Origin of the sequence: Streptomyces sp. NPDC014861, assembly GCF_043081625.1 — a bacterium.
Lineage (GTDB): Bacteria > Actinomycetota > Actinomycetes > Streptomycetales > Streptomycetaceae > Streptomyces.
Window position 1 is genome coordinate 61,535 of record NZ_JBIBWV010000011.1, and the last position, 20,422, is coordinate 81,956.

The 20,422-nt window shown below is 74.0% G+C and carries 20 protein-coding genes; 10 read left to right on the top strand and 10 right to left on the bottom strand.

The window, feature by feature from the left end; all coding sequences use genetic code 11:
• The first annotated feature begins 230 nt into the window (after window positions 1-230).
• Both ACF1BN_RS22380 and ACF1BN_RS22385 read left to right on the top strand, forming a co-directional pair.
• Window positions 231-1,733 carry an FUSC family protein gene (locus ACF1BN_RS22380; protein WP_392333468.1) on the top strand — a complete coding sequence of 501 codons (1,503 nt, stop codon included), beginning with the start codon at window positions 231-233 and terminating at the stop codon, window positions 1,731-1,733.
• A 100-nt stretch (window positions 1,734-1,833) separates the two neighbouring features.
• Window positions 1,834-2,895, top strand: a complete 1,062-nt coding sequence (locus ACF1BN_RS22385) for a lactonase family protein (RefSeq protein ID WP_392333353.1) — start codon at window positions 1,834-1,836, stop codon at window positions 2,893-2,895.
• 223 nt (window positions 2,896-3,118) lie between these two features.
• On the opposite strand, the gene ACF1BN_RS22390 is transcribed toward ACF1BN_RS22385, so the two are convergent.
• The gene (locus ACF1BN_RS22390; protein ID WP_392333354.1) at window positions 3,119-4,036 is read right to left on the bottom strand and encodes a sirohydrochlorin chelatase; all 918 of its coding nucleotides are present in this window, start codon (window positions 4,034-4,036) and stop codon (window positions 3,119-3,121) included.
• A 171-nt stretch (window positions 4,037-4,207) separates the two neighbouring features.
• Window positions 4,208-5,227 carry an N-acetylglucosamine kinase gene (locus tag ACF1BN_RS22395; protein ID WP_392333355.1) on the bottom strand — a complete coding sequence of 340 codons (1,020 nt, stop codon included), beginning with the start codon at window positions 5,225-5,227 and terminating at the stop codon, window positions 4,208-4,210.
• A gap of 90 nt (window positions 5,228-5,317) precedes the next feature.
• On the opposite strand from ACF1BN_RS22395, the gene ACF1BN_RS22400 reads away from it, so the two are divergent.
• Window positions 5,318-5,995, top strand: coding sequence for a uracil-DNA glycosylase (locus ACF1BN_RS22400; protein WP_392333356.1), 678 nt, complete (start codon window positions 5,318-5,320; stop codon window positions 5,993-5,995).
• A gap of 34 nt (window positions 5,996-6,029) precedes the next feature.
• On the opposite strand, the gene ACF1BN_RS22405 is transcribed toward ACF1BN_RS22400, so the two are convergent.
• Both ACF1BN_RS22405 and ACF1BN_RS22410 read right to left on the bottom strand, forming a co-directional pair.
• Window positions 6,030-7,112, bottom strand: coding sequence for a WD40/YVTN/BNR-like repeat-containing protein (locus ACF1BN_RS22405; protein ID WP_392333357.1), 1,083 nt, complete (start codon window positions 7,110-7,112; stop codon window positions 6,030-6,032).
• Window positions 7,113-7,237: 125 nt separating this feature from the next.
• Entirely contained in the window at window positions 7,238-8,317 is a 1,080-nt protein-coding gene (locus tag ACF1BN_RS22410) for an NADH:flavin oxidoreductase/NADH oxidase (protein ID WP_392333358.1), read from the bottom strand.
• A 201-nt stretch (window positions 8,318-8,518) separates the two neighbouring features.
• On the opposite strand from ACF1BN_RS22410, the gene ACF1BN_RS22415 reads away from it, so the two are divergent.
• A complete protein-coding gene (locus tag ACF1BN_RS22415) occupies window positions 8,519-8,908 on the top strand; it encodes an ArsR/SmtB family transcription factor (RefSeq protein ID WP_392333359.1) in 390 nt (129 codons plus the stop codon).
• Here ACF1BN_RS22415 and ACF1BN_RS22420 read toward each other — a convergent pair.
• Window positions 8,886-9,542 (bottom strand): DUF305 domain-containing protein, encoded by a 657-nt coding sequence (locus tag ACF1BN_RS22420; protein WP_392333360.1) that lies wholly within the window; start codon window positions 9,540-9,542, stop codon window positions 8,886-8,888. The genes ACF1BN_RS22415 and ACF1BN_RS22420 overlap by 23 nt on opposite strands.
• A gap of 176 nt (window positions 9,543-9,718) precedes the next feature.
• Between ACF1BN_RS22420 and ACF1BN_RS22425 the strand changes: the two genes are divergently transcribed.
• Entirely contained in the window at window positions 9,719-11,287 is a 1,569-nt protein-coding gene (locus tag ACF1BN_RS22425; protein WP_392333361.1) for an LVIVD repeat-containing protein, read from the top strand.
• An 11-nt stretch (window positions 11,288-11,298) separates the two neighbouring features.
• On the opposite strand, the gene ACF1BN_RS22430 is transcribed toward ACF1BN_RS22425, so the two are convergent.
• From ACF1BN_RS22430 to ACF1BN_RS22445, 4 genes are all read right to left on the bottom strand, one after another.
• Window positions 11,299-11,916 (bottom strand): TetR/AcrR family transcriptional regulator, encoded by a 618-nt coding sequence (locus tag ACF1BN_RS22430; RefSeq protein ID WP_392333362.1) that lies wholly within the window; start codon window positions 11,914-11,916, stop codon window positions 11,299-11,301.
• Between the two features lie 132 nt (window positions 11,917-12,048).
• Window positions 12,049-12,717: a phosphatase PAP2 family protein gene (locus tag ACF1BN_RS22435; RefSeq protein ID WP_392333363.1), complete on the bottom strand. Its 669-nt coding sequence runs from the start codon at window positions 12,715-12,717 to the stop codon at window positions 12,049-12,051.
• An 85-nt stretch (window positions 12,718-12,802) separates the two neighbouring features.
• Window positions 12,803-13,747: a M56 family metallopeptidase gene (locus ACF1BN_RS22440; RefSeq protein ID WP_392333364.1), complete on the bottom strand. Its 945-nt coding sequence runs from the start codon at window positions 13,745-13,747 to the stop codon at window positions 12,803-12,805.
• A gap of 110 nt (window positions 13,748-13,857) precedes the next feature.
• Window positions 13,858-14,448 (bottom strand): DUF5134 domain-containing protein, encoded by a 591-nt coding sequence (locus ACF1BN_RS22445; protein WP_392333365.1) that lies wholly within the window; start codon window positions 14,446-14,448, stop codon window positions 13,858-13,860.
• A 169-nt stretch (window positions 14,449-14,617) separates the two neighbouring features.
• On the opposite strand from ACF1BN_RS22445, the gene ACF1BN_RS22450 reads away from it, so the two are divergent.
• The 5 genes from ACF1BN_RS22450 (at window position 14,618) to ACF1BN_RS22470 (ending at window position 19,496) form a co-directional block, all read left to right on the top strand.
• Window positions 14,618-15,202 (top strand): GNAT family N-acetyltransferase, encoded by a 585-nt coding sequence (locus tag ACF1BN_RS22450; RefSeq protein WP_392333366.1) that lies wholly within the window; start codon window positions 14,618-14,620, stop codon window positions 15,200-15,202.
• Between the two features lie 156 nt (window positions 15,203-15,358).
• Window positions 15,359-16,765, top strand: coding sequence for a DUF6421 family protein (locus ACF1BN_RS22455; RefSeq protein WP_392333367.1), 1,407 nt, complete (start codon window positions 15,359-15,361; stop codon window positions 16,763-16,765).
• Between the two features lie 35 nt (window positions 16,766-16,800).
• On the top strand, window positions 16,801-17,559 hold the full coding sequence (locus ACF1BN_RS22460; protein ID WP_392333368.1) for an SDR family NAD(P)-dependent oxidoreductase: 759 nt from the start codon (window positions 16,801-16,803) through the stop codon (window positions 17,557-17,559).
• Window positions 17,556-18,635, top strand: a complete 1,080-nt coding sequence (locus ACF1BN_RS22465; protein ID WP_376606049.1) for a threonine aldolase family protein — start codon at window positions 17,556-17,558, stop codon at window positions 18,633-18,635. The genes ACF1BN_RS22460 and ACF1BN_RS22465 overlap by 4 nt, the downstream gene beginning before the upstream one ends.
• A gap of 168 nt (window positions 18,636-18,803) precedes the next feature.
• Window positions 18,804-19,496 (top strand): B3/4 domain-containing protein, encoded by a 693-nt coding sequence (locus ACF1BN_RS22470; RefSeq protein WP_392333369.1) that lies wholly within the window; start codon window positions 18,804-18,806, stop codon window positions 19,494-19,496.
• Between the two features lie 13 nt (window positions 19,497-19,509).
• Here the strand turns inward: ACF1BN_RS22470 and ACF1BN_RS22475 are convergent, their stop codons facing one another.
• Complete coding sequence (locus ACF1BN_RS22475) at window positions 19,510-20,235, bottom strand: lysophospholipid acyltransferase family protein (RefSeq protein WP_392333370.1); 726 nt, start codon at window positions 20,233-20,235, stop codon at window positions 19,510-19,512.
• Window positions 20,236-20,422 lie beyond the last annotated feature (187 nt).

Below are 20,422 nucleotides of genomic sequence, written 5' to 3' on the forward strand. Positions count from 1 at the left end.
GCGGAGACCGGGCCGATGGCACAGTCCTTCTCCGGCGATTTGAGCCAAGGGCCCGGTCGGTGTTTCCCTTGTATCCATCAGACAACTTCGGCGCCGCGGCGCCGGGACGGCGACGAGGCCGCCCCGGACGGCGGCGCCTTCGTCGTGTCCGTGCGCACCCCACCACCCCGGGGACCGCCCGCGGGCGGGCGAGCGGCAAGACGAGGGGGCGGCCGACCGTCGTGAAGAGGATGTTCATGGCTCCGGACCCGGGGCTTCTCCGGCTCAGGACCGGCCTGCGCGCCGTGCTCGGCATCGCGCTCGCGGTGACCGCGGCCGAGCTGGCCGGCTTCTCGCTGACCGCGTCGATCACCGGAGGGCTGGCGGCGCTGCTCGCCCTGTTCACCGTCACCGACGCCACCGTCCGCGGCCAGGCCGTCACCACCCTGCTGCTCCCGCTCGCCGGCTTCCCGGTGCTCGCCCTGGCCACCCTGCTGCACGACCACACCCTCCTGAGGGACACGGCCTTCCTCCTCGTCGTCCTCTGCGGCGTCTACGCCCGGCGTTGGGGCCCGCGCGGCCACGCGCTCGGCATCTTCGCCTTCATGAACTTCTTCAGCACCCAGTTCCTGCACGCCGTCCCCGGCCAGCTCCCCGAGCTGTACGCGGCCGTCGGCATCGCCCTCGCGGCGGCCGGGACCGTGCGCTTCGCGCTCTGGCCGATCGAGCGGCGCACCCCGCCGCCGGCCGCCCCCGCCCCGCTCCCCGGCACGGGCCTCGCCCGGATCACCACCCGGCAGGCCGTCCAGGCCACCGCCGCCTGCGCGGTGGCGCTCGGCATCGGCCAGGTGCTCTCCGAGGACCGCTGGTACTGGGCCGTCGGCACCACCTGGTGGATCTTCGTGAACACCGTCTCCCGCGGCGAGACCCTCGTCCGCGGCTTCCGCCGCTTCCTCGGCACGCTCCTCGGCATCGCCGTCGGCATGGTCGTCGCGATCCCGCTGCACGGCGCCCCGCTGCCCACCGCCCTCCTGGTGGCCGTCTGCGTCTTCGGGATCTTCTACACCGCGCCGCTCTCCTACAGCTGGATGATGCTGGCCGTCACCGTGATGGCCGGGCTGCTCTACGGCCTCCTCGGCGTCCTCGACCCGGCGCTCCTCGTGCTGCGCCTTGAGGAGACCGTCGTCGGCGCGGTCTGCGCCGCCCTCGCCGTCCTGCTGATCCTCCCGGTCACCACCCACGCCATCAACGACGCCTGGATCCAGCGCGCGCTGCGGGCCGTGCACGCCGCCACGGCCGCCTCCGAGCGGCGGCTGGCCGGCGACGAGCGGGCCGACCCGAGCCCGCACGTCGCCGAGCTCGACCTGCTGCTCGGCCGGGTGCGGCTCTCCGTCGCCCCGCTCGTCCACCCGCTCAGCCCGTTCCGCGAGCGCAAGGGACGCGCTCGCCAGGTCCTCGCCCTGCTCGACGAGTGCGCCGCCGAGGTGCGCGGCCTCGCCGCCGTCGCCGCCGACCCGGACGCCAGCCACGACGCCCGCCTCGCCGCCGCCTGCTGGCGGGTCGAGACCGCCGTCGAAGGGCTCACCTCGCCCGGCGCGCCGGAGCCCGCCCCGGTCCGGCAGGCCGACGGGGCCGAGCCCGCCCCTCACCCGGCCCCCGCCGCCCTCGGCCACGTCAGCGGCCTGGAACGGCTGCTCGCCGCCCTCGACGAACCGCTCCGCACCCCGCCGGGCTCCCTCCTGGTCCGTTCCTGACGCCGCCTGCCGCCGGCTGATCGAACTTGGTCTAGACCGCCTGCTACCGTCGCCCCGAGACGGCCGGTCGCAGCGACCGGCCCAGGGGCAGGGAGGCGCCGTGGGCGGGACCGACGAGACACGTGAGCGGGGAGCGGGACGGGCCAGGGCCTACCTCGGCTCCTTCACCTCGGCCGGCGGCCTCGGCGTGCTCGCCGCCGACGTCGACCCGGGGACCGGCGCGCTCACCGTCACCGGCGCGACCGACGCCCTCGCCGACCCCTCCTACCTCGCCCTCGCCGGCGGCGTCCTCTACGCCGTCTCCGAGACCGAGTCGGGCGCCGTCGCGGCCCTCGCCGTCGACGGGCCCGCGCCGCGCCCGCTCGGCGCCCCCGCGCCCGTCGACGGCTCCGGCCCCACCCACCTGACCGTCGCCGCCGGCCATCTCCTCACCGCCAACTACACCTCCGGAAGCGTCAGCGTCCTGCCCCTCGGCGCCGACGGCACGCCCGGCCCCGCCACCGGCGTCCTCCACCACGAGGGCGGCGGCCCGGTCGCCGACCGCCAGGCCGGGCCCCACGCCCACCAGGTCGTGCCCGACCCGAGCGGCCGGTGGACGGTCAGCGTGGACCTCGGCACGGACTCGGTGCGCGTCTGCGCCCTCGACCCCGCCGACGGCAGCCTCCGCCTGCACAGGGAGACCGCCCTGCGGCCCGGGTACGGCCCCCGCCACCTCGCCTTCCACCCCTCGGGCCGGCACGCCTACGTGGTCGGCGAGCTGGAGCCCGCCGTCACCGTCTGCCGCTGGGACGCCCAGCGCGGCGAGCTGACGCCGCTCGCGGAGATCCCGCTCGTCGACGCGGACACCGTGGGGCCGGCGTACCCCTCGGCCGTCGTCGTGGCGCCCGACGGGCGGTTCCTGTGGGTGGCGGTGCGCGGCACCGACACGATCGCCGTCCTCGTCCTCTCCCCGGCGGGCGACGAGGCGATCCGCTCCGCCACGGTGCCCTGCGGCGGCCGCTGGCCCCGCGACCTCGCCCTCGACCCGTCCGGGCGGCGGCTGTACGCGGCGAACGAGCGCTCCGGCGACGTCACCTGGTTCGACATCGACCCCGGCACCGGTACGCCGGTCCGCTCCGGCTCCGTCGAGGCCCCGGCGGTCACCTGCGTGGTCTTCGGCTGACACCCCGGAGGGGAAGGCGAAGGCCCACCCCCTGAAGGGCACGTGAAGGGCCCCCGGAGGGAAGGCGAAGGCCCACCCCCGGAAGGGCACGTGAAGAGCCCCCGGAGCGGAAGGCGAAGGCCCACCCCCAGAGGGGCGGGCGAAAGGCCGCCCCCGGCGGTGGGGTACGCGAAGGGCCCGCATCGGATGTCCGGTGCGGGCCCTTTCTGCGGTTCCTGGCGGGTCAGAGCGCGGGGGCCGCGCCCTGCTGCGGGAGGCCGAGCACGGACGCGTACTGCGAGAGCACCAGCTTGCCGATGGCCGGGTAGGCGCCCAGGGCCTCGGCCGCGGGGCAGCCGGCCTCCTTCGACGCCTCGTCGAGCAGGCCGTCGGCCAGTTCCGGGCCGATCAGGTACGGGGCGAGCGCCAGCTGCACCGCGCCCGCCTCGCGCAGCTGCTCGGCCACGGAGGCGATCGAGCCCTCCTGGTCGAGCGCGGCGGCCATCACCGGCACGGCGAGCCGGGCCGCGAGCAGCATGCCCGTGATGCCCGCCGCCTGGACGGCCTCCTCGCCGCCGACGGTGGCCAGGACGATGCCGTCCGCGGCCGTGGCGACGGTGAAGAGCCGTGCGCGGTCGGCGCGGGCGAGCCCGGCCTCCGACAGGCGCACGTGCAGCGCCTCGGCGAGCAGCGGGTGCGGGCCGAGCACGTCGGTCAGCTCGGCGGTGTTGCCGCTGTCCATGATCGCCTGGCGGATCCGGCGCATCACAGCGCTGTCCGGGCCGGCGAGCAGCGGGACGACGATCGCGGCCGGGCCCTCGGGGGCCCCGACCTCGCGGCCGGCCGCCACGGCGATCCGGTACCGCTCCTCACGCAGCTCCGCGGCGGCGGTCAGCACACCGGCGAGCGTCGGGTACTCCGCGCCGTCTCCGTCCACGAACCCGATCGCGGCCTCCAGGCCGGGCAGCTCGGACCGGGCGATGCTGACCAGCTCGTCGGCGAGTGAGCGTATGGCGGCCGAGGGCGCGCCGGGAACGGCGAGCACCAGGGCGGGAGCGCCCTCGGGCGCCGCCGCCGGGTCGGGGCGACGGTGCCGCCCGGACGGGCGGGGGCGCGGCATTCGTACAGGCAGGCCGTTGGCGGGCCCAGTGGGGGAGCTCATGGCGCCGCATGCTACTGGCTTTGCGGACGACGGCGTTCGGTGAGGTGGCACCCCGCGCCTTCTGTCCCCGTATGTCCCGCCCGTCGTGCACCGCATAGCGGACTCGGACCCCGTGCGGAGCCCCGGCACGCCTTCGACCAGCGGCGATGTCCTCCGGCCCGGGTGCCGTCGTCAGGCGATCCGGAGGAGCGCGGGGTCCTCGGGGAGCCGGATCCCGGTGCCCGCGAGCCCGGTGGCCAGCGTCACCGCGCCGTCCAGCGGATCGCCCGAGGGGGCGACGGCGCCGACCCCGGGCAGCCGGTCCGCGAGCGCCGCCCGCAGCGGTACGAGGAGCGGTTCGCCGAGCCGGAACAGGCCGCCGGTCAGCGCCACGACGGAGCCGGGCCCCGGCGGGCAGGCCGCCTCCGCGGCGTCGGCGATGTGCTCGGCGGCCCGTTCCAGGATGCCCGCGGCGACCGGGTCGGTCCCGGCGCGGGCCGCGACCTCCGGGGCGAAGGCGGCGAGGACGGCGGGCCGGTCGGCGCGCGGGTAGAGCGCGGCGGGCAGCCCCGCCGCCGGGCCGTGCAGCGACTCCGCCCGGGCCAGCAGCTCCGCCGAACCGCCGCGCCTTCCGTCGTACGCCCGCATCGCGGCCTCCAGGCCGGCCCGGCCGATCCAGGCGCCGCTGCCGCAGTCGCCCAGGAGGTGGCCCCAGCCGTCGGCCCGGCGCCAGCCGGTCAGGTCGGTGCCGAGGGCGATGAGGCCGGTGCCGCCCGCGACGACCGCGCCGGGCCGCGCGCCGAGCGCCCCGGCGTAGGCGGTGACGGCGTCGGCGGCGAGTGCGGTGCCGCGCACCCCCCAGGCGTCCGCGAAGGCCCTCGGGAGGACCGCCCGCAGCTCCTCGCCGAGGGTGGCCATGCCGGCGGCGCCCACGGCGGCGGCGAGCACCGGCCGTCCCTCCGCGTGGCGCGCCCGCAGCGCGGCGACGGCCGGCAGCACCGCCGCCAGGAAGTGGTCGGCGGAGATGCCGCCGGGCCCGGTCCGCACGGGGCCGGCCGCGGCCTCCCGGCCGAGCACCGTGCCGTCGGAGGCGCGGGCGAGGGCGACCCTCAGCCCGGAGCCGCCCGAGTCGATGCCGACGACCACCGCGTCCGCCGGCCCGCCGGCGGTCGCGCCGCCGGTCGGGTGCCGGGGCTCGTTACGGGACTCCACGCTCGCGACCGTCCTCACCGGGTGGGGTGTCTGGGGCCCGCAGTCTAGGGCGGAGGGTGTTGTCGGTGTAGGCCGCTAGAGTGACGGGCTGTGACTGCGAGACCGTTGAACGAACTGGTGGAGCCCGGTTGGGCGAAGGCTCTGGAGCCCGTCGCGGGCCGGGTGGCCGAGATGGGGGACTTCCTGCGGGCGGAGGTCGCCGCGGGCCGGACGTACCTGCCGTCGGGGGCGAACGTCCTGCGCGCCTTCCAGCAGCCCTTCGACGACGTGCGGGTCCTGATCGTGGGTCAGGACCCCTACCCCACGCCGGGGATGGCGATCGGCCTGAGCTTCGCCGTGGCGCCGGAGGTGCGGCAGCTGCCGGCCAGTCTCCTGAACATCTTCTGGGAGATGCACCAGGACCTGGGCCACCCCCGGCCCTCCAACGGCGACCTCACGCCGTGGACCCGGCAGGGCGTCCTGCTTCTCAACAGGACGCTCACCACCTCCCCGCGCAACGCGGGCGCCCACCGGAACAAGGGCTGGGAGGAGGTCACCGAGCAGGCCATCCGCGCCCTCGCCGGCCGGGGCAAGCCGCTGGTGTCCATCCTCTGGGGCCGGGACGCGCGCAACGCCCGTCCCCTGCTGGGCGGGCTGCCCGCCGTCGAGTCGGCGCACCCGTCCCCGCGCTCCGCGGACCGGGGCTTCTTCGGCTCCCGGCCCTTCAGCCGGGCCAACGAGATGCTGGTCGCCCAGGGCGCCGAGCCGGTGGACTGGCTGCTGCCCTGAGCGGTGCGCCGACGGCCGCGGGGCGGCGGGGTGTTCAGACCACCGCCGCCCTGACGCAGAGGACGTCCGGCAGGTGGTCGGCGAGGAGGCGCCAGCTGTCGCCGTCGTCGTCGCTGGCGTACAACTCGCCGTTGCGGTTGCCGAAGTAGACGCCCGCCGGGTCGGCGTCGTCCGTGCACAGGGCGTCGCGGAGGACGGTGCCGTAGTGGTCGCCCCGCGGGAGGCCCTTGTCCAGCGGCTCCCAGCTCGTGCCGGCGTCCCTGGTGCGGTAGACCCGGCAGCGGCGCTCCGCCGGGACCCGGTCGGAGTCGGCGGTGATGGGGAAGACGTAGGCGGTGTCGGGGCGGTGCGGGTGCGCGGCGACGGCGAAGCCGAAGTCGGAGGGGAGCGGTCCGCCGATGTCGGTCCAGCTGCCGCCGGCGTCGTCGCTGCGGTAGACACCCCAGTGGTTCTGGAGGTAGAGCCGGTCCAGGTCGCCCGCGTCCTGGGCGATCTTGTGCACGCACTGGCCGAACTCGGGGTGCGGGTCGGGCCGGAAGACGGCGGAGACGCCCTCGTTGGACGGGGCCCAGGAGGCGCCGCCGTCCCGGCTGCGGAAGACGCCGGCAGTGGAGACGGCCACGGTGACGGCGCCGGGGTCGCGGCGGTCGGTGACGACGGTGTGCACGGCCTCGCCGCCTCCGCCCGGCTCCCACCGGGAGCGGGTGGGGTGCTCCCACAGCGGGCGGACCAGCGCGAAGGACTCGCCGCCGTCGTCGGAGCGGAAGAGCGCGGCCGGTTCGGTGCCCGCGTACACGACGCCGGGGGAGTGGGCGGGGGCCGGGTGGAGCTGCCAGACGCGCTCCAGGGAGGCGCCGGTGTCCTGGGGGAACTTGACGGCGGGCGCGGGCGGTTCGGCCCAGGTCCGGCCGAGGTCGTCGGAGTGGAAGACGGACGGGCCCCAGTGGGCGCTGTCGCCGCCGACCAGCAGCCGCGGGGTGTCGGGCCGGGTGTCGATGGCCACCGAGTAGACGGCCTGGGCCGGGAAGTGCGGATCGTCGAACTCCCAGCGCCCGTCGTGCCTGCGGCCGATGAAGAGTCCCTTGCGGGTGCCTACGGTGAGAAGTACGTCGGGCATGGGGCCCACCTCCAGGACGTCGTTGTCGCGGATACCGGCCAGTCTGCACCCGGCCACTGACAACGGCGCCCGGACACCCCGTGACCGGGCGGTCGCGGGGTGTCCGGGGCGGCGCCGGGAGTGCTTCAGATCGCCCAGGCGTACTGCGGCGGCGCGAAGGTCGAGGCGCCGAGTTCGCGGGCGGCGCGGCGGGGCCAGGAGGCGTCGCGGAGCAGCTCGCGGCCGAGCAGGACGGCGTCGGCCTCGCCGTTGGCGACGATCTTCTCGGCCTGCGCGGGTTCGGTGATGAGGCCGACGGCGGCGACCGGCAGCCCGGTCTCGGCCCTGACGCGGGCGGCGAAGGGTACCTGGTAGCCGGGGCCGACGGGGATCCGGGCGGGCCCGCCGTTGCCGCCGCTGGAGACGTCCAGGAGGTCGACGCCGTGCGCGCGGAGCAGCGCGGCGAAGCGCACGGTCTCGTCCGGGGTCCACCCGGCCTCCTCCAGCCAGTCGGTGGCGGAGACGCGGAAGAGGACGGGCAGGTCCTCGGGCCAGACGGCCCGGACCGCGTCGACGACCTCCAGCGCGAGCCGGGTGCGGTTCTCGAAGGAGCCTCCGTAGGCGTCGGTGCGGTGGTTGCTGTGCGGGGAGAGGAACTCGCCGATGAGGTAGCCGTGGGCGCCGTGCACCTCGACGACCTGGAAGCCGGCGTCCAGGGCGCGGCGGGCCGCGTCGGCGAACTGCCCGACGATCTCCCGGATGCCCTCCTCGGTCAGCTCGGTGGGCACCTGGTGGTCGTCGGCGTACGGGACCGGGCTCGGGGCGACCGGCTGCCACGCCTCCTCGGGCGACGCGGGGCCGCGGCCGAGCCAGGGGCGCTCGGTGGCGGCCTTGCGGCCCGCGTGCCCGATCTGGATGCCGGGGACGGTGCCCTGGGCCTTGAGGAAGGAGGTGATCCGGCGCAGGGCCTCGGTCTGGGTGTCGTTCCACAGGCCGAGGTCGGCGGGGCTGATCCGGCCCTCGGGGGAGACGGCGGTGGCCTCGACGAGGATCAGGCCGGCGCCGCCGGTGGCGCGGGCGGCGTAGTGGGCGAAGTGCCAGTCGCCGGCGACGCCGGCGTTCGGCCCGAAGACCTCCGCCGAGTACTGGCACATCGGCGCCATCCAGACGCGGTTGGGCACGGTCAGCGAGCGGAGGGTGTAGGGCTCGAAGAGGGCGGCGCTCATCGGGGACTCCGTTTCGGGAAGGACCGGGGCCGGACGGGGGAGGCCCGGCGGGATGCTCGTACGATACCCATCGTAGTACGGCGACTGTCAAACTACGAGGATCCTCGTACAATGAAGACCGGTGCGGGGACGACCGTCCCCGACCCACCCTCCGGCGCGGCCGGAGGGGCCGCAGCAGTCGGAGAGAGTGGAGCCGCCGCCATGACGCCCCCCGCCAGCCACCGCCTCCTGGAGCACCCCGCGCGCGAGGAGATCCGCCTGGAGCCGGTGCTGCACGCGCTGTCCGACCCCGTACGGCTGCGGATCGTGCGCGAACTGGCCGCCTCGGAGACCGAGCTGAGCTGCTCGTACTTCGTCCTCCCGGTCACCAAGTCGACCACCACCCACCACTTCCGGGTGCTCCGCGAGGCCGGCGTCATCCGGCAGGGCTACCGCGGCACGGCCAAGCTCAACGGGCTCCGCCGGGCCGCCCTCGACGCCCTCTTCCCCGGCCTCCTCGACACCGTCCTGGCGGCGGCCGAGGCCCAGTCCGCCCGGCACGGGGAGGAGGCCCCCGCGGCCGGCCCCGTCACAGCGACCGCATCCGGTTGATCTCCGCGGTCTGCTGCGCGATCACGTCGTTCGCCATCTCCTCCACCTGGATGTTGTTGCCCTGACCCAGCGCCTCGGCCGCCATCGTCACCGCGCCCTCGTGGTGCGTCACCATCAGCTCGACGAACAGCTTGTCGAAGGCCGCGCCCTTCGCGGCCCTCAACTCCGCGAGCTGCGCCTCGGTCGCCATGCCCGGCATCGAGTGATGGGCGTGCCCGCCCTGGTCCCGAGGGCCCCCGTGGGCCGTCAGCCACCCCTCCATCGCGCCGATCTCCGGCTGCTGCGCCGCCGCGATCCGCTCCGCCAGCTTCTCGACCCGGGGCGAGCCGGCCCGCCCCGGGGCCAGCGCGGTCATCGTCAGGGCCTGCCGGTGGTGGACGATCATCATCTGCACGTACCGGAAGTCCGCGCCGTTCGGCCGCTCGTCGGGGAGCAGGCTCGCCGCCTCCTCCGGTGAGACCCGCCGGGCCGGCTCGCCGGGCCTGCCCGGAACGACGACCTCGGCGGCCGCGCCGGTCGCGGCCGGTCTCGGCGCGGCGCCCTCGGATCCCGACTCGCAGGCGCCCAGGGCGAGTACGGCCAGTGCGGCGAGGGAGGCGGCGACGGCGGCGCGCCGGTGATGACGGGTCAGCAACGGTACCTCCAGGGGGATTTGCCGGTACGGAAGCCGTTCCTAGCAGTTCTTGCGGGGGAGTTGATCAGAATCCTTCATTACATCTGTGTTGCCATCTATTGGGATGTGCACGCCAAGGAACATACTGCCGGGGTCCAAGCACCGTTCAGCACCGAACGGAGAACACGGAGGACGGAGTGACTTCGTTGCACACCCCGCAGAGTCCGAGGTCCAGAATCAGACGCCTCGGCGCGGCCACCGCCGCCGCCGGCCTCCTGGCGGCGCTGCTCGCCACCGGGACGGCCACCGCCACCCCCGACCCCGGAGACGCGCCGGTCCAGGCGCCGGTCTCGGCGGAGCGGGCGGCGGAGGCGCGGGCCGCGATCCGGAGCGGCGAGATACCCGGCGTCGACGAGATCGTCCACACCGACAACATCACGCACCTGGCGAACATCCCCAAGGACGCCCTCAAGAGCATCAACACCGACCTGGCCTTCCAGGGCAAGTACGCCTTCGCCGGAAACTACGACGGCTTCCGCGTCTTCGACATCAGCGACCCGAAGGCCCCGAAGACCGTCGCCCAGGTCCTCTGCCCCGGTTCCCAGAACGACATCTCCGTCTCAGGGGACCTCCTCTTCCTCTCCACCGACTCCTCCCGCAGCGACGACTCGTGCGCCAGCACGACGCAGCCCGCCTCGGTCAAGGAGTCCTGGGAGGGCATGAAGATCTTCGACATCAGCGACGTGACGAACCCGAGGTACGTCGCCTCCGTCGAGACCGCCTGCGGCTCCCACACCCACACGATCCTGCCGCAGCGCAAGGACGTGTACGTGTACGTCTCCTCGTACTCGCCCAACGCGGCCTTCCCCGACTGCCAGCCGCCGCACGACGGCATCTCGGTCATCAAGGTGCCCCGCAAGGCGCCCCAGCAGGCCCGTGTCGTCGCCTTCCCCGTCCTCTTCCCCGGCGAGGGCCCCGACGGCGGCGGCAACCCCGGCAGCCCGACCAACCCGGGCGTCTCCAGGACCACCGGCTGCCACGACATCACCGTGCTGCCCGGCAAGGACCTCGCCGCCGGCGCCTGCATGGGCGACGGCATCCTCTTCGACGTCTCCGACCCCGAGCGCCCCCGGGTGATCGACCAGGTCCAGGACAACGTCAACTTCGCCTTCTGGCACTCCGCTACCTTCAACCAGAAGGCGAACAAGGTCGTCTTCACCGACGAGCTCGGCGGCGGTGGCGGCGCCACCTGCAACGCCGCCGTCGGCCCGAACCGCGGCGCCAACGGCATCTACGACATCGTCGGCAAGGGCAAGAAGAGCCGGCTCGTCTTCCGCAGCTACTTCAAGATCCCGCGGCACCAGGCCGACACCGAGAACTGCGTCGCCCACAACGGCTCGCTGATCCCGGTCAAGGGCAAGGACCTCATGGTCCAGGCGTGGTACCAGGGCGGCGTCTCGATCTGGGACTTCACCGACTCCGCGCGCCCGAAGGAGATCGGCTACTTCGACCGCGGCCCGGTCTCCGACACCGCGCTCACCACCGGCGGCTCCTGGTCCGCGTACTACTACAACGGCCACGTCTACTCGAACGAGATCGCCCGGGGCCTCGACGTCCTGAAGATCTCCGACCGCCGCACGGACCCCGCCAAGCGGATCCGGATGGACGAGCTCAACGTCCAGACCCAGCCGGACTACTTCGAGGACTTCGACGACCACGACCACGACCACGGCCACGGTCACGGCCACGGACACGACCGGGACTGACGCCGGACGGGTCAGCGCATGCCGTCGGGCGGTCCGCCGTCCGGCGGCATGCCGCTCTCCCACGCCAGCCCGTAGCGGTGGAAGAGCTCCGCGCGCAGCCGCGCCATCGGCATGGGCGCCCCCGGCAGCAGCACCGCCACCACCGCGCCCATCAGCAGGGCCCGCAGCAGCGGGTAGTCCCGGTCCACGTCCTCGGAGCCGTACCGCTCCACCGTGTCCCGCAGCAGGAACGCGAGCCGCTGTTGCTCCTCGCACTGCACGAAGCCCTCGGCCTGGAGGATGCCGGCCATGTGGGTCCGCATCAGCGTCGGCCGGTCCACCGCGAGGCCCAGGACCGCGTCGATCGCCCGGGCGAGCCGCTCCGCGCCGTCCTCCGCGCGCGGCTCGCGCTCCAGCGCCTCGGCGAGCGTGAGGTGCATCAGCCGGTGCACGGCCGCCTGGAGCAGCTGCCGCTTGCCCGGGAAGTAGTACGAGACCAGACCCCGGGCCACCCCCGCCCGTTCCGCGATGTCGCCCAGGGTGGTGGCCTCGTAGCCGTGCCGCCCGACCAGCTCGACCGTGGCCGCCAGGATCCGCTCCCGAGAGCGTCGCCGAAGCTCTTCGTTGACCGATGGGCTACGCGGCGTCATGCTGGGCTCCTGCGTTGACTGGCTCTCGGCCAATATACTCAGCGTGGCTCGCCGCCCCGCCCTCGTGGCGCGACGGCGAGGAAGCCGCCTGCCCTGGGCGACACGGGGGATCGTCCAGGCCGGGCGGCTTCGTCATGTGTCCTTCCCGTCGCCCGCGCGCTCACGGCCCGGGAGCGGTCCGCGGTCGGGGCTCCGGCGGTACGTCACCACCGCGACGGCCACGCAGCACCAGCCCATCAGCCAGCCGGCCAGCACGTCCGACGGCCAGTGCACACCCAGGTAGAGACGGGTCCAGCCGACCCCGAGCACCGAGACGACGGCGATCCCGGCGAGCGTGCCCCAGCCCCGCCACGGCTCCCGTCCGACCACCGCGAGCACCCACAGCAGCAGTCCGCAGACGACCGCCGCCGTCATCGCGTGCCCCGAAGGGAAGGCCGCGAAGGAGCCCGAGTCCACCGGGTCCCGCCACTCCGGCCGGTCCCGGCCGACCAGCGCCTTCACCGCCTGCTGCACGCCGGCCGCCACCGCCACGGTGCCGGCCACCCACAGCGCCAGCCGCCGGCGCCCGTACCGGAACAGTGTCAGGGCGACGGCCAGCGCCAGCACCCGCAGCGTCAGGGGGTCCCACACCCAGTCGCTGAGCACCCGGTTGACCCGGGTGAAGCCGGGGTGCGCCAGGGCACTGCGGTGCAGCGCCTCGACGACCGCCAGGTCGAAGGAGAGCAGGGGGGACCAGCCGGCCACCACGAGGACGAGCAGCAACAGGGCGAGAACACCGGACACCAGGGCGGAAGTACGCATTCCATGATCCTGCCCGACAGGTCGCCGCCCACCCCCACGCGCAACACCGGGACGCCCGTCGACGGGCGTTCGGGAGGACACGCTCCTAACCCAGCGCCGCCAGGCCCGGATAGAAGGCGACGAGCAGCGGCACGACCGGCACCAGCGCGGCGGTCGCGGTCAGCCGGAGCCGGTGGGCGGCGGTGAGGCGGGGCGCGGCGGTGAGCAGCCGGTCGACGCGCCGGGGGAGTCCGGCCTCCGGTCCGCTGCCCGGCGCGCCGGCGAACACCCCCCGCTCCTCGTTCAGTTCCACCAGGGCGAGCGCGACGGTGAGCCGGCCGAAGCGGCGCGAGGCCATGTCGTCGGCGGCCAGCTCGACGAGCCGGTGCATCTCCTCGCGGAAGGCGGTGAAGACCGGGATGCCGGGGAAGCCGGCGGCCAGCGCTCCGGAGCAGTTGAGCAGCCAGTCGTGCCGGGCGCGGGCGTGGCCCTGCTCGTGGGCGAGGACCGCGTCGAGCCGGCGGCCCTTCAGGCGGCGGAGGGCCGCGGTGGTGATGACGAGCCGCGGAGGGGTTCCGGGCAGCCACCAGGCGTCCGGCCGCTCGCCCTCCAGGACGACGAGGCCGCCGCCGCTCTCCTCCTCACCGGGCAGCTGCGGGGCGCGGACCAGCAGGTCGTCGCGGCGCTGCCGGCGGCGGGCGCGGGCGAGCCCGATCTCGCGCCCCAGCATCGCGCCGGACCACAGGCCGGCGGCCGCGAGGACCACGGCGAGCACCGCCGACCAGGGCCCGTCGGTGGTGGAGAGCTGGTACGCGTCGATCACCGCGCGCGGCGCGGGCGCGAAGACCTGCCCGCGCACGGCCTGCCAGGAGGCCGCCGCGCTGAGCGTCATCGACAGCGCGAAACTGACCAGGACCGCGGCCACCACGCACTGCCACACCCAGAGCGCCACGACCGGTTCTCGCTCGACCCACCGGGCCCGCGCGAGCATCCGCGGCGCGGTGAGAGCGGTCAGGACGCCGAGCAGGAGCAGTGCGAGGGAGACCGACATGGCGCCAGCCTATGAGGGGGGTGCTCCCCGGGGGTATGGCCTCACCGGCCAAGTGACGCACGCCACGGTTTCGGCCCCGTCGACCCGAACGGCCGTGCGGGGCAAGGCACTCAGAGGGTGGAGAGCATCGCGAGCATGGCCAGCCCCATCGACAGTCGGCACACCAGGGTCAGTTCGGGCGTCGCCCACGCGGGACCGCCTCCGCCCGCCGCGCCCGCCGTCGCGTCGCCCGCGCGTGTGTGCGGCGCGACCGGGACGAGCCGGGCGCCGGTGCGGAGCACGTACACCATGAAATAGAGGAGCAGTCCGCCGGTGAGCAGGGGGACGCCCCCGGTCGCGCCCGCGCCGTGCGCGGTGTGCGCCGCCGCGCCGCCGGCCGACGGCGCCATCGCGAGCGCCATGTAGACCATGGCCAGGGAGCCGACCGCGTGGTGCAGGCGGTGCCCGTGGCGGCGCGTCGCGAGGAGGTCCGCCGCGGCCACCGCGCCGAACAGCGCCGCGTACACCGCCCAGCTCCAGGACGGCGGGCCGACGACGGCCGAGGGCAGGGCCATCGCGGCCATCCCGAAGCCCATCACCGCCTCCGCGCGGGCGGCCCGGCGCTCCTCGCCCGAGCACGTCCGCATCCGCAGCAGGCAGTACGCCCCGACGGCCGCGCAGACCGCGACCAGCAGCCACCCGGACAGGGCCGGTCCGTGCACGGCACACCTCCCCCTCGACTCGTCCCCCACCGAGGAGGTGCCCGCGGCGTGGCGCGCGCACGCGGGCGCACGGGCGCGCACAGGTGTACGGAAGGGAGCGCGGAGGCGCGCGTTAGGCTCGGGGCGATCGCGTACGCCGATCCGCAGCACCCGAGGGGAGCCCCGCACGATGGACACCGCCACGCCCGTTCCCGGCACCGCAGAGCACCGGGAGACCGGCACCGTCACGTACCGGCAGGCGGTGCTCGACGACGTCCCCGTCGTGGTGCCGCTCGTCGAGTCCGCCTACCGGGGCGACGCGAGCCGGGCCGGCTGGACCACCGAGGCGGACCTGCTCGACGGGCAGCGGACCGACCCGCAGGGCGTGGCGGCGGTGATCTCCGCCCCGGGCAGCGTGCTGCTCCTGGTGGAGCGGGACGGCGAGACCGTCGCGTGCTGCCAGCTGGAGCACCGCGGCGAGGCCGCCTACTTCGGCATGTTCGCGGTCCGTCCCGAGCTCCAGGGCGCCGGCCTCGGCAAGGCGATCATCGCGGAGGCCGAGCGGCGGGTCCGCGCGCTGTGGGACGTGCGCGAGATGCACATGACGGTGATCACCGCCCGGGCGGAGCTGATCGCCTGGTACGAGCGGCGCGGCTACCGGCGCACCGGCGAGACGAGCCCCTTCCCGTACGGCGACGAGCGCTTCGGCCTGCCCCGGCGCGAGGACCTCCGCTTCGAGCTCCTGGTGAAGCCCCTGGCCGACCCCTTGGTCTGATCCTTCCGGCGGAAGCTCGCCTTCACCCCCCGGCTGACAGGAAAAAATGCGGTCGGGCGGGTGTCTCACGAGAGAATTTCTCTTGCTCCTCTTGCGGGGATCACCCCTGCGTGGATACGGTTCCTTTACGCAAGGTTCTCCTGTGGAGGAAGAGGCATGACGGAAATTCTTGTGCGGGACGTGACCGGTGAGGGGATAGCCGCCGACGCCCCCGTGATCGACCATCCGGCGTGGGCCGAGCTCAAGAACGCCGTGGAGGAGATCCGGGTCTGGCAGCGCGCCGACGGCTCCGTGGACCTCGAGGCCGAGGGCGCCCCCGCCCGCGCCCTCGTCGAGCTCACCGTGGACCGCCTGGTCGCCGCCGTCGAGCAGCTCTCCCCGCTCGTGCCGCACGACGCCGCGTACCACCGGGCGCTCGTCGCCGACCTGCGCAAGTGGTCCGAGGGCGGCTTCGCCGTCCCGGACTTCCTGGACTCCCTCATGGAGTTCCACCCGGCCGCCGGCCGCGCCGACGGGCTCCAGCACCTCGTGCTGTTCCCGATGTACACGCAGAACGGCAACCCGGACCGCAACTTCGAGGCCGTCGTCCTGCGCATGGTCTGGCCCGAGTGGCTCGCCGAGCTGGAGGGCACCCGCTACGACAACCCGGGCTTCTGCGGCATCACCTTCGAGGACTTCACCGCCGGTTACGACACCAACTCGGCCGTGCTCTTCCCGGAGACCGTCGCCGTCCGCGAGGTCCCCGAGCGCTTCACCTGGGGCGGCATCTTCTGCGACCGCGAGGCCGCCCGCTTCCGCAAGGTCACCGAGGCCGCCGTCGACACCCTGGGCCTGAAGCTGCCCGCCGACATCGCCGCCATGCTCGACGACCAGAGCCGCTGCGAGCAGGCCTTCGTCCTCTGGGACCTGGTCCACGACCGCGCCCACAGCCGCGGCGACCTGCCCTTCGACCCCTTCATGATCAAGCAGCGCCAGCCGTTCTGGATGTACGGCCTGGAGGAGCTCCGCTGCGACCTCACCGCCTTCAAGGAGGCCGTGAAGCTGGAGGGCGAGGGCAACGAGCACGGCCGCGACGTGCAGTACGCGGTCCTCTTCGACCGGATGTTCCGCTTCCCGCTCACCGGCGACCGCGTCCGCAACTACGACGGCCTCGGCGGCCAGCTCCTCTTCGCGTACCTCCACAAGAACGACGTGGTGCGCTGGACGGACAACGTCCTCACCATCGACTGGGAGCGCGCGCCCGAGGTCACCAACCGCCTCTGCGCCGACATCGAGAAGCTCTACCGCGACGGCATCGACCGCCCGAAGCTGGTCCACTGGTTCAAGGCGTACGAGTTCGTCTCCGGCTACCTCGCCCCGCACCCGGGCTCCAAGTGGGCCAAGGGCCCCGACGCCCTGGACCTCACCCTCCCGCCGCGCAAGCTCGTCGACGACGTGCTTCCGGACGAGTTTCCGCTGAGCATGTTCTTCGAGGCCCTCGCGAAGAAGCTCAAGGGCGTGATCGCCGGGACCAAGGGCATCACGGCCGCGGACGTCACGGGCACCGAGCGGGTCGCCGCGTGAGCGACGCCCGCCAGGACACGGAGGAGGCGGCACCCATGAACGCCGAGACGAACGGCGGCCCGCTCGACGGGCTCGTCATCGCCGTGGCCGGCGCGGCCGGCCCCGCGGGCCGCGCGGCCCTGCTCCGCCTCGCCGGCGCCGGCGCGACCGTGGTCGCCGCCGACGCCGACCCCGCCCGCCTCGCCGAGGCCGTCGAGGCCGCCCGCGAGACCCACGGCGCCAAGGTGGTCGGCGAGACCGTGGACCTCCTCGACCTCGACGCCACGCGCGCGTGGGCCGACAAGACGGAGAAGGAGTTCGGGCGCGTCGACGGACTCGTCCACCTCGTGGGCGGCTGGCGCGGCGCCTCCTCCTTCACCGAGACCGACCTCAAGGACTGGGACTTCCTGGAGAAGCTCCTGATCCGCACGGTCCAGCACACCTCGCTCGCCTTCCACGACGCCCTGCTCCGCAGCGGCGGCAGCGGCCGCTACGCCCTGATCAGCCAGGTCGGCGCGCACAAGCCGCAGGCCGGCAACGCGGCGTACAACGCGGGCAAGGCCGCCGCCGAGGCGTGGACCCTCGCCATGGCGGACTCCTTCCGCAAGCTGGGGGGCGAGGACGGCCCGCAGGCCGCGGCTGCCATCCTGGTGATCAAGGCATTGGTGCACGACGCCATGCGCGCCGAACGCCCCAACGCGAAGTTCGCGGGCTTCACCGACGTCAAGGACCTGGCCGACGAGATCGCCGGCTTGTGGGAGCGGCCCGCCCAGGAAGTGAATGGACAGCGCCTGTGGCTGACCCCCGAGCCGTGACCGCGGCCCTCGGACACCGGACCGACGCCCGTCGTCACCACGACCCGTCGGTCCGGGGCTTCGCCAGCGACAACTATGCCGGAGTCCACCCCGAGGTGCTCGCGGCGATCGCCCTCGCCAACGGCGGCCACCAGGTCGCCTACGGCGAGGACGACTACACCGACCACCTCCAGCGGATCGTGCACAGTCACTTCGGGCCGCTCGCGGAGGCCTTCCCGGTCTTCAACGGCACCGGCGCGAACGTGACCGCCCTCCAGGCGCTCACCGACCGCTGGGGCGCCGTGATCTGCGCCGAGTCCGCCCACATCAACGTGGACGAGGGCGGCGCGCCGGAGCGCATGGGCGGCCTCAAGCTGCTCACCGTCCCGACCCCGGACGGCAAGCTCACCCCCGAGCTGATCGACCGGCAGGCCTGGGGCTGGGAGGACGAGCACCGGGCGATGCCCCAGGTCGTCTCGATCACCCAGAACACCGAGCTGGGCACCGTCTACACCGTGGACGAGATCCGCGCCATCGTCGAGCACGCCCACTCCAAGGGCATGAAGGTGCACCTCGACGGCGCCCGGATAGCCAACGCGGCGGCCTCCCTCGACGTGCCGATGCGCGCCTTCACCAACGCGGTGGGCGTCGACGTCATCTCGTACGGCGGCACCAAGAACGGCATGCTCTTCGGCGAGGCCGTGATCGTCCTGAACCCGGACGCGGTCAGCCACATGAAGCACCTGCGCAAGCTGTCCATGCAGCTCGCGTCCAAGATGCGCTTCCTGTCGGTGCAGCTGGAGGCGCTGCTCGCCAAGGACCTGTGGCTGCGCAACGCCCGCCACGCCAACGCGATGGCCGCCCGCCTCGCCGAGGGCGTGCGCTCCCTGGACGGCGTGGAGATCCTCTACCCGGTGCAGGCCAACGCGGTCTTCGCGCGCCTCCCGCACGAGGTCAGCCGCCGGCTCCAGCGTCGCTTCCGCTTCTACTTCTGGGACGAGACCGCCGGCGACGTGCGCTGGATGTGCTCCTACGACACCACGGAGGACGACGTCGACGCCTTCCTCCAGGCGCTGAAGGAGGAGCTGGCCCGCTGAGGCCCGCCCGCACCGGAGAACGGCCGGTCGGAGTCACCCAGTGACTCCGACCGGCCGTTCTCCGCTCTCCATGGTGCAATGAAATGAATCGCACGGTGCTCTATGCTGGACCCGTCCCGTGGTGGCCCCGCCGCGGGACGTGACCCACGGCAGCAAGGAACGGCGCCCATGTCCCTGAAGCTCACCGTCTCCGACGAGGTGCGCGCCCTCGTCCCCGGCTTCACCCACCTCGCCATCGAGGCCCGCGGGCTCGTCAACGGCCCGAGCGACGCGACCAGCTCGGCCCTCCTCGACGAGGCCGCCGGCCGGCTCGCCGCCCGCCTCGACGGCCGCACCCCGGACCAGGACCCGCACGTCGCCGCCTGGCGCGCGGCGTACACCGCCTTCGGCGCCAAGCCCTCCCGTACCCGCAACTCCGCGGAGGCGCTCGCCCGCCGGGCGTCGGCGGACGGCGGACTTCCCCGCATCAACCGGCTGGTCGACGCCTACAACGCGATCAGCGTCGCGCACCTCATCCCGGTGGGCGGTGAGGACCTGAACCGGATCGAGGGCGGCATGCGGCTCGTCCGGGCCACCGGCGAGGAGGAGTTCGTCACCGTCGCGGGCGGCGAGGAGACCGTGGAGCACCCCGAACCGGGCGAGATCGTCTGGTGCGACGAGCGGGGCGTGACCTGCCGCCGCTGGAACTGGCGCCAGGGCCCGCGCACCCGCATCGACGACGACACCACCGACGCGCTGTTCCTGCTGGAATCCCTCGCCCCGATGACCCGCGAGGAACTGCTCACGGCCGGTCAGGAGCTCGTCGACGCGCTCCTGAAGGTCAGCCCGGGAGCGCTGATCACCGTCCGCGACCCCGCGTGAACCGGGCCGGGGGCTACTTCCCGGACGCCTTCAGCTGCTCCGGGGTCGGCGCCGTGCCGCCCAGGTGCGCCGGGATCCACCAGGTGTCCGCGGCGTCCTTCGGGCGCACCGGGTAGGCGCGCTGCGCGGCCTCCAGGAGCTCCTGGACGCGCTCGCGCAGCCGCCGGGTGATGGCACCCGCGTACTGGTCCGCGGGGGCCTCGACCGGCTCGCCGACGCGGATCGTCACCGGGATGTGGGCCCGCTTGAAGTTCCGCGGCCGGCCCTTCGTCCAGACCCGCTGCGTCCCCCACAGCGCCATGGGGATGAGCGGCACCCCGGCCTCCTGCGCGAGCCGGGCGGCGCCCGACTTGAAGCTCTTCAGCGTGAAGGACTCCGAGATGGTCGCCTCGGGGAAGACGCCGATGATCTCGCCCTTCCGCAGCGCCTCCAGGGCGTGCCGGTAGGCGTGCTCGCCCTGTGCCCGGTCCACCGGGATGTGCTTCATGGCGCGCATCAGCGGTCCGGAGACCTTGTGCCGGAAGACGGACTCCTTCGCCATGAAACGCACCAGACGCTTCTGCGGCAGCGCGGCCAGACCACTGAAGACGAAGTCCAGGTAGCTGATGTGATTGCTCACCAGGACAGCGCCGCCGGTCCGCGGGATGTGCTCCGAACCCTGTGTGTCGATCTTGAGGTCGAGCGCCTTGAACATGGTGAGCGCTGCGCCGACCACCGGTCGGTACACGAGTTCTGCCATGGGAGAGGTACCCCTTCGTCTGTGCCTTTCGGGAGGGCTCTCCCGGCGAAGTTACGCGGCCGTAGGTTTTCGGCTTTGGGCAGATCGTGCCGCATGTGGGCCGCCGTGACCAGTCCAGGCGGCTTCGTACGGGGAGATTCTCGTCACTCGCGGTGGTCGTGGCGGGAATGCGACGGTGCCGTGCGAC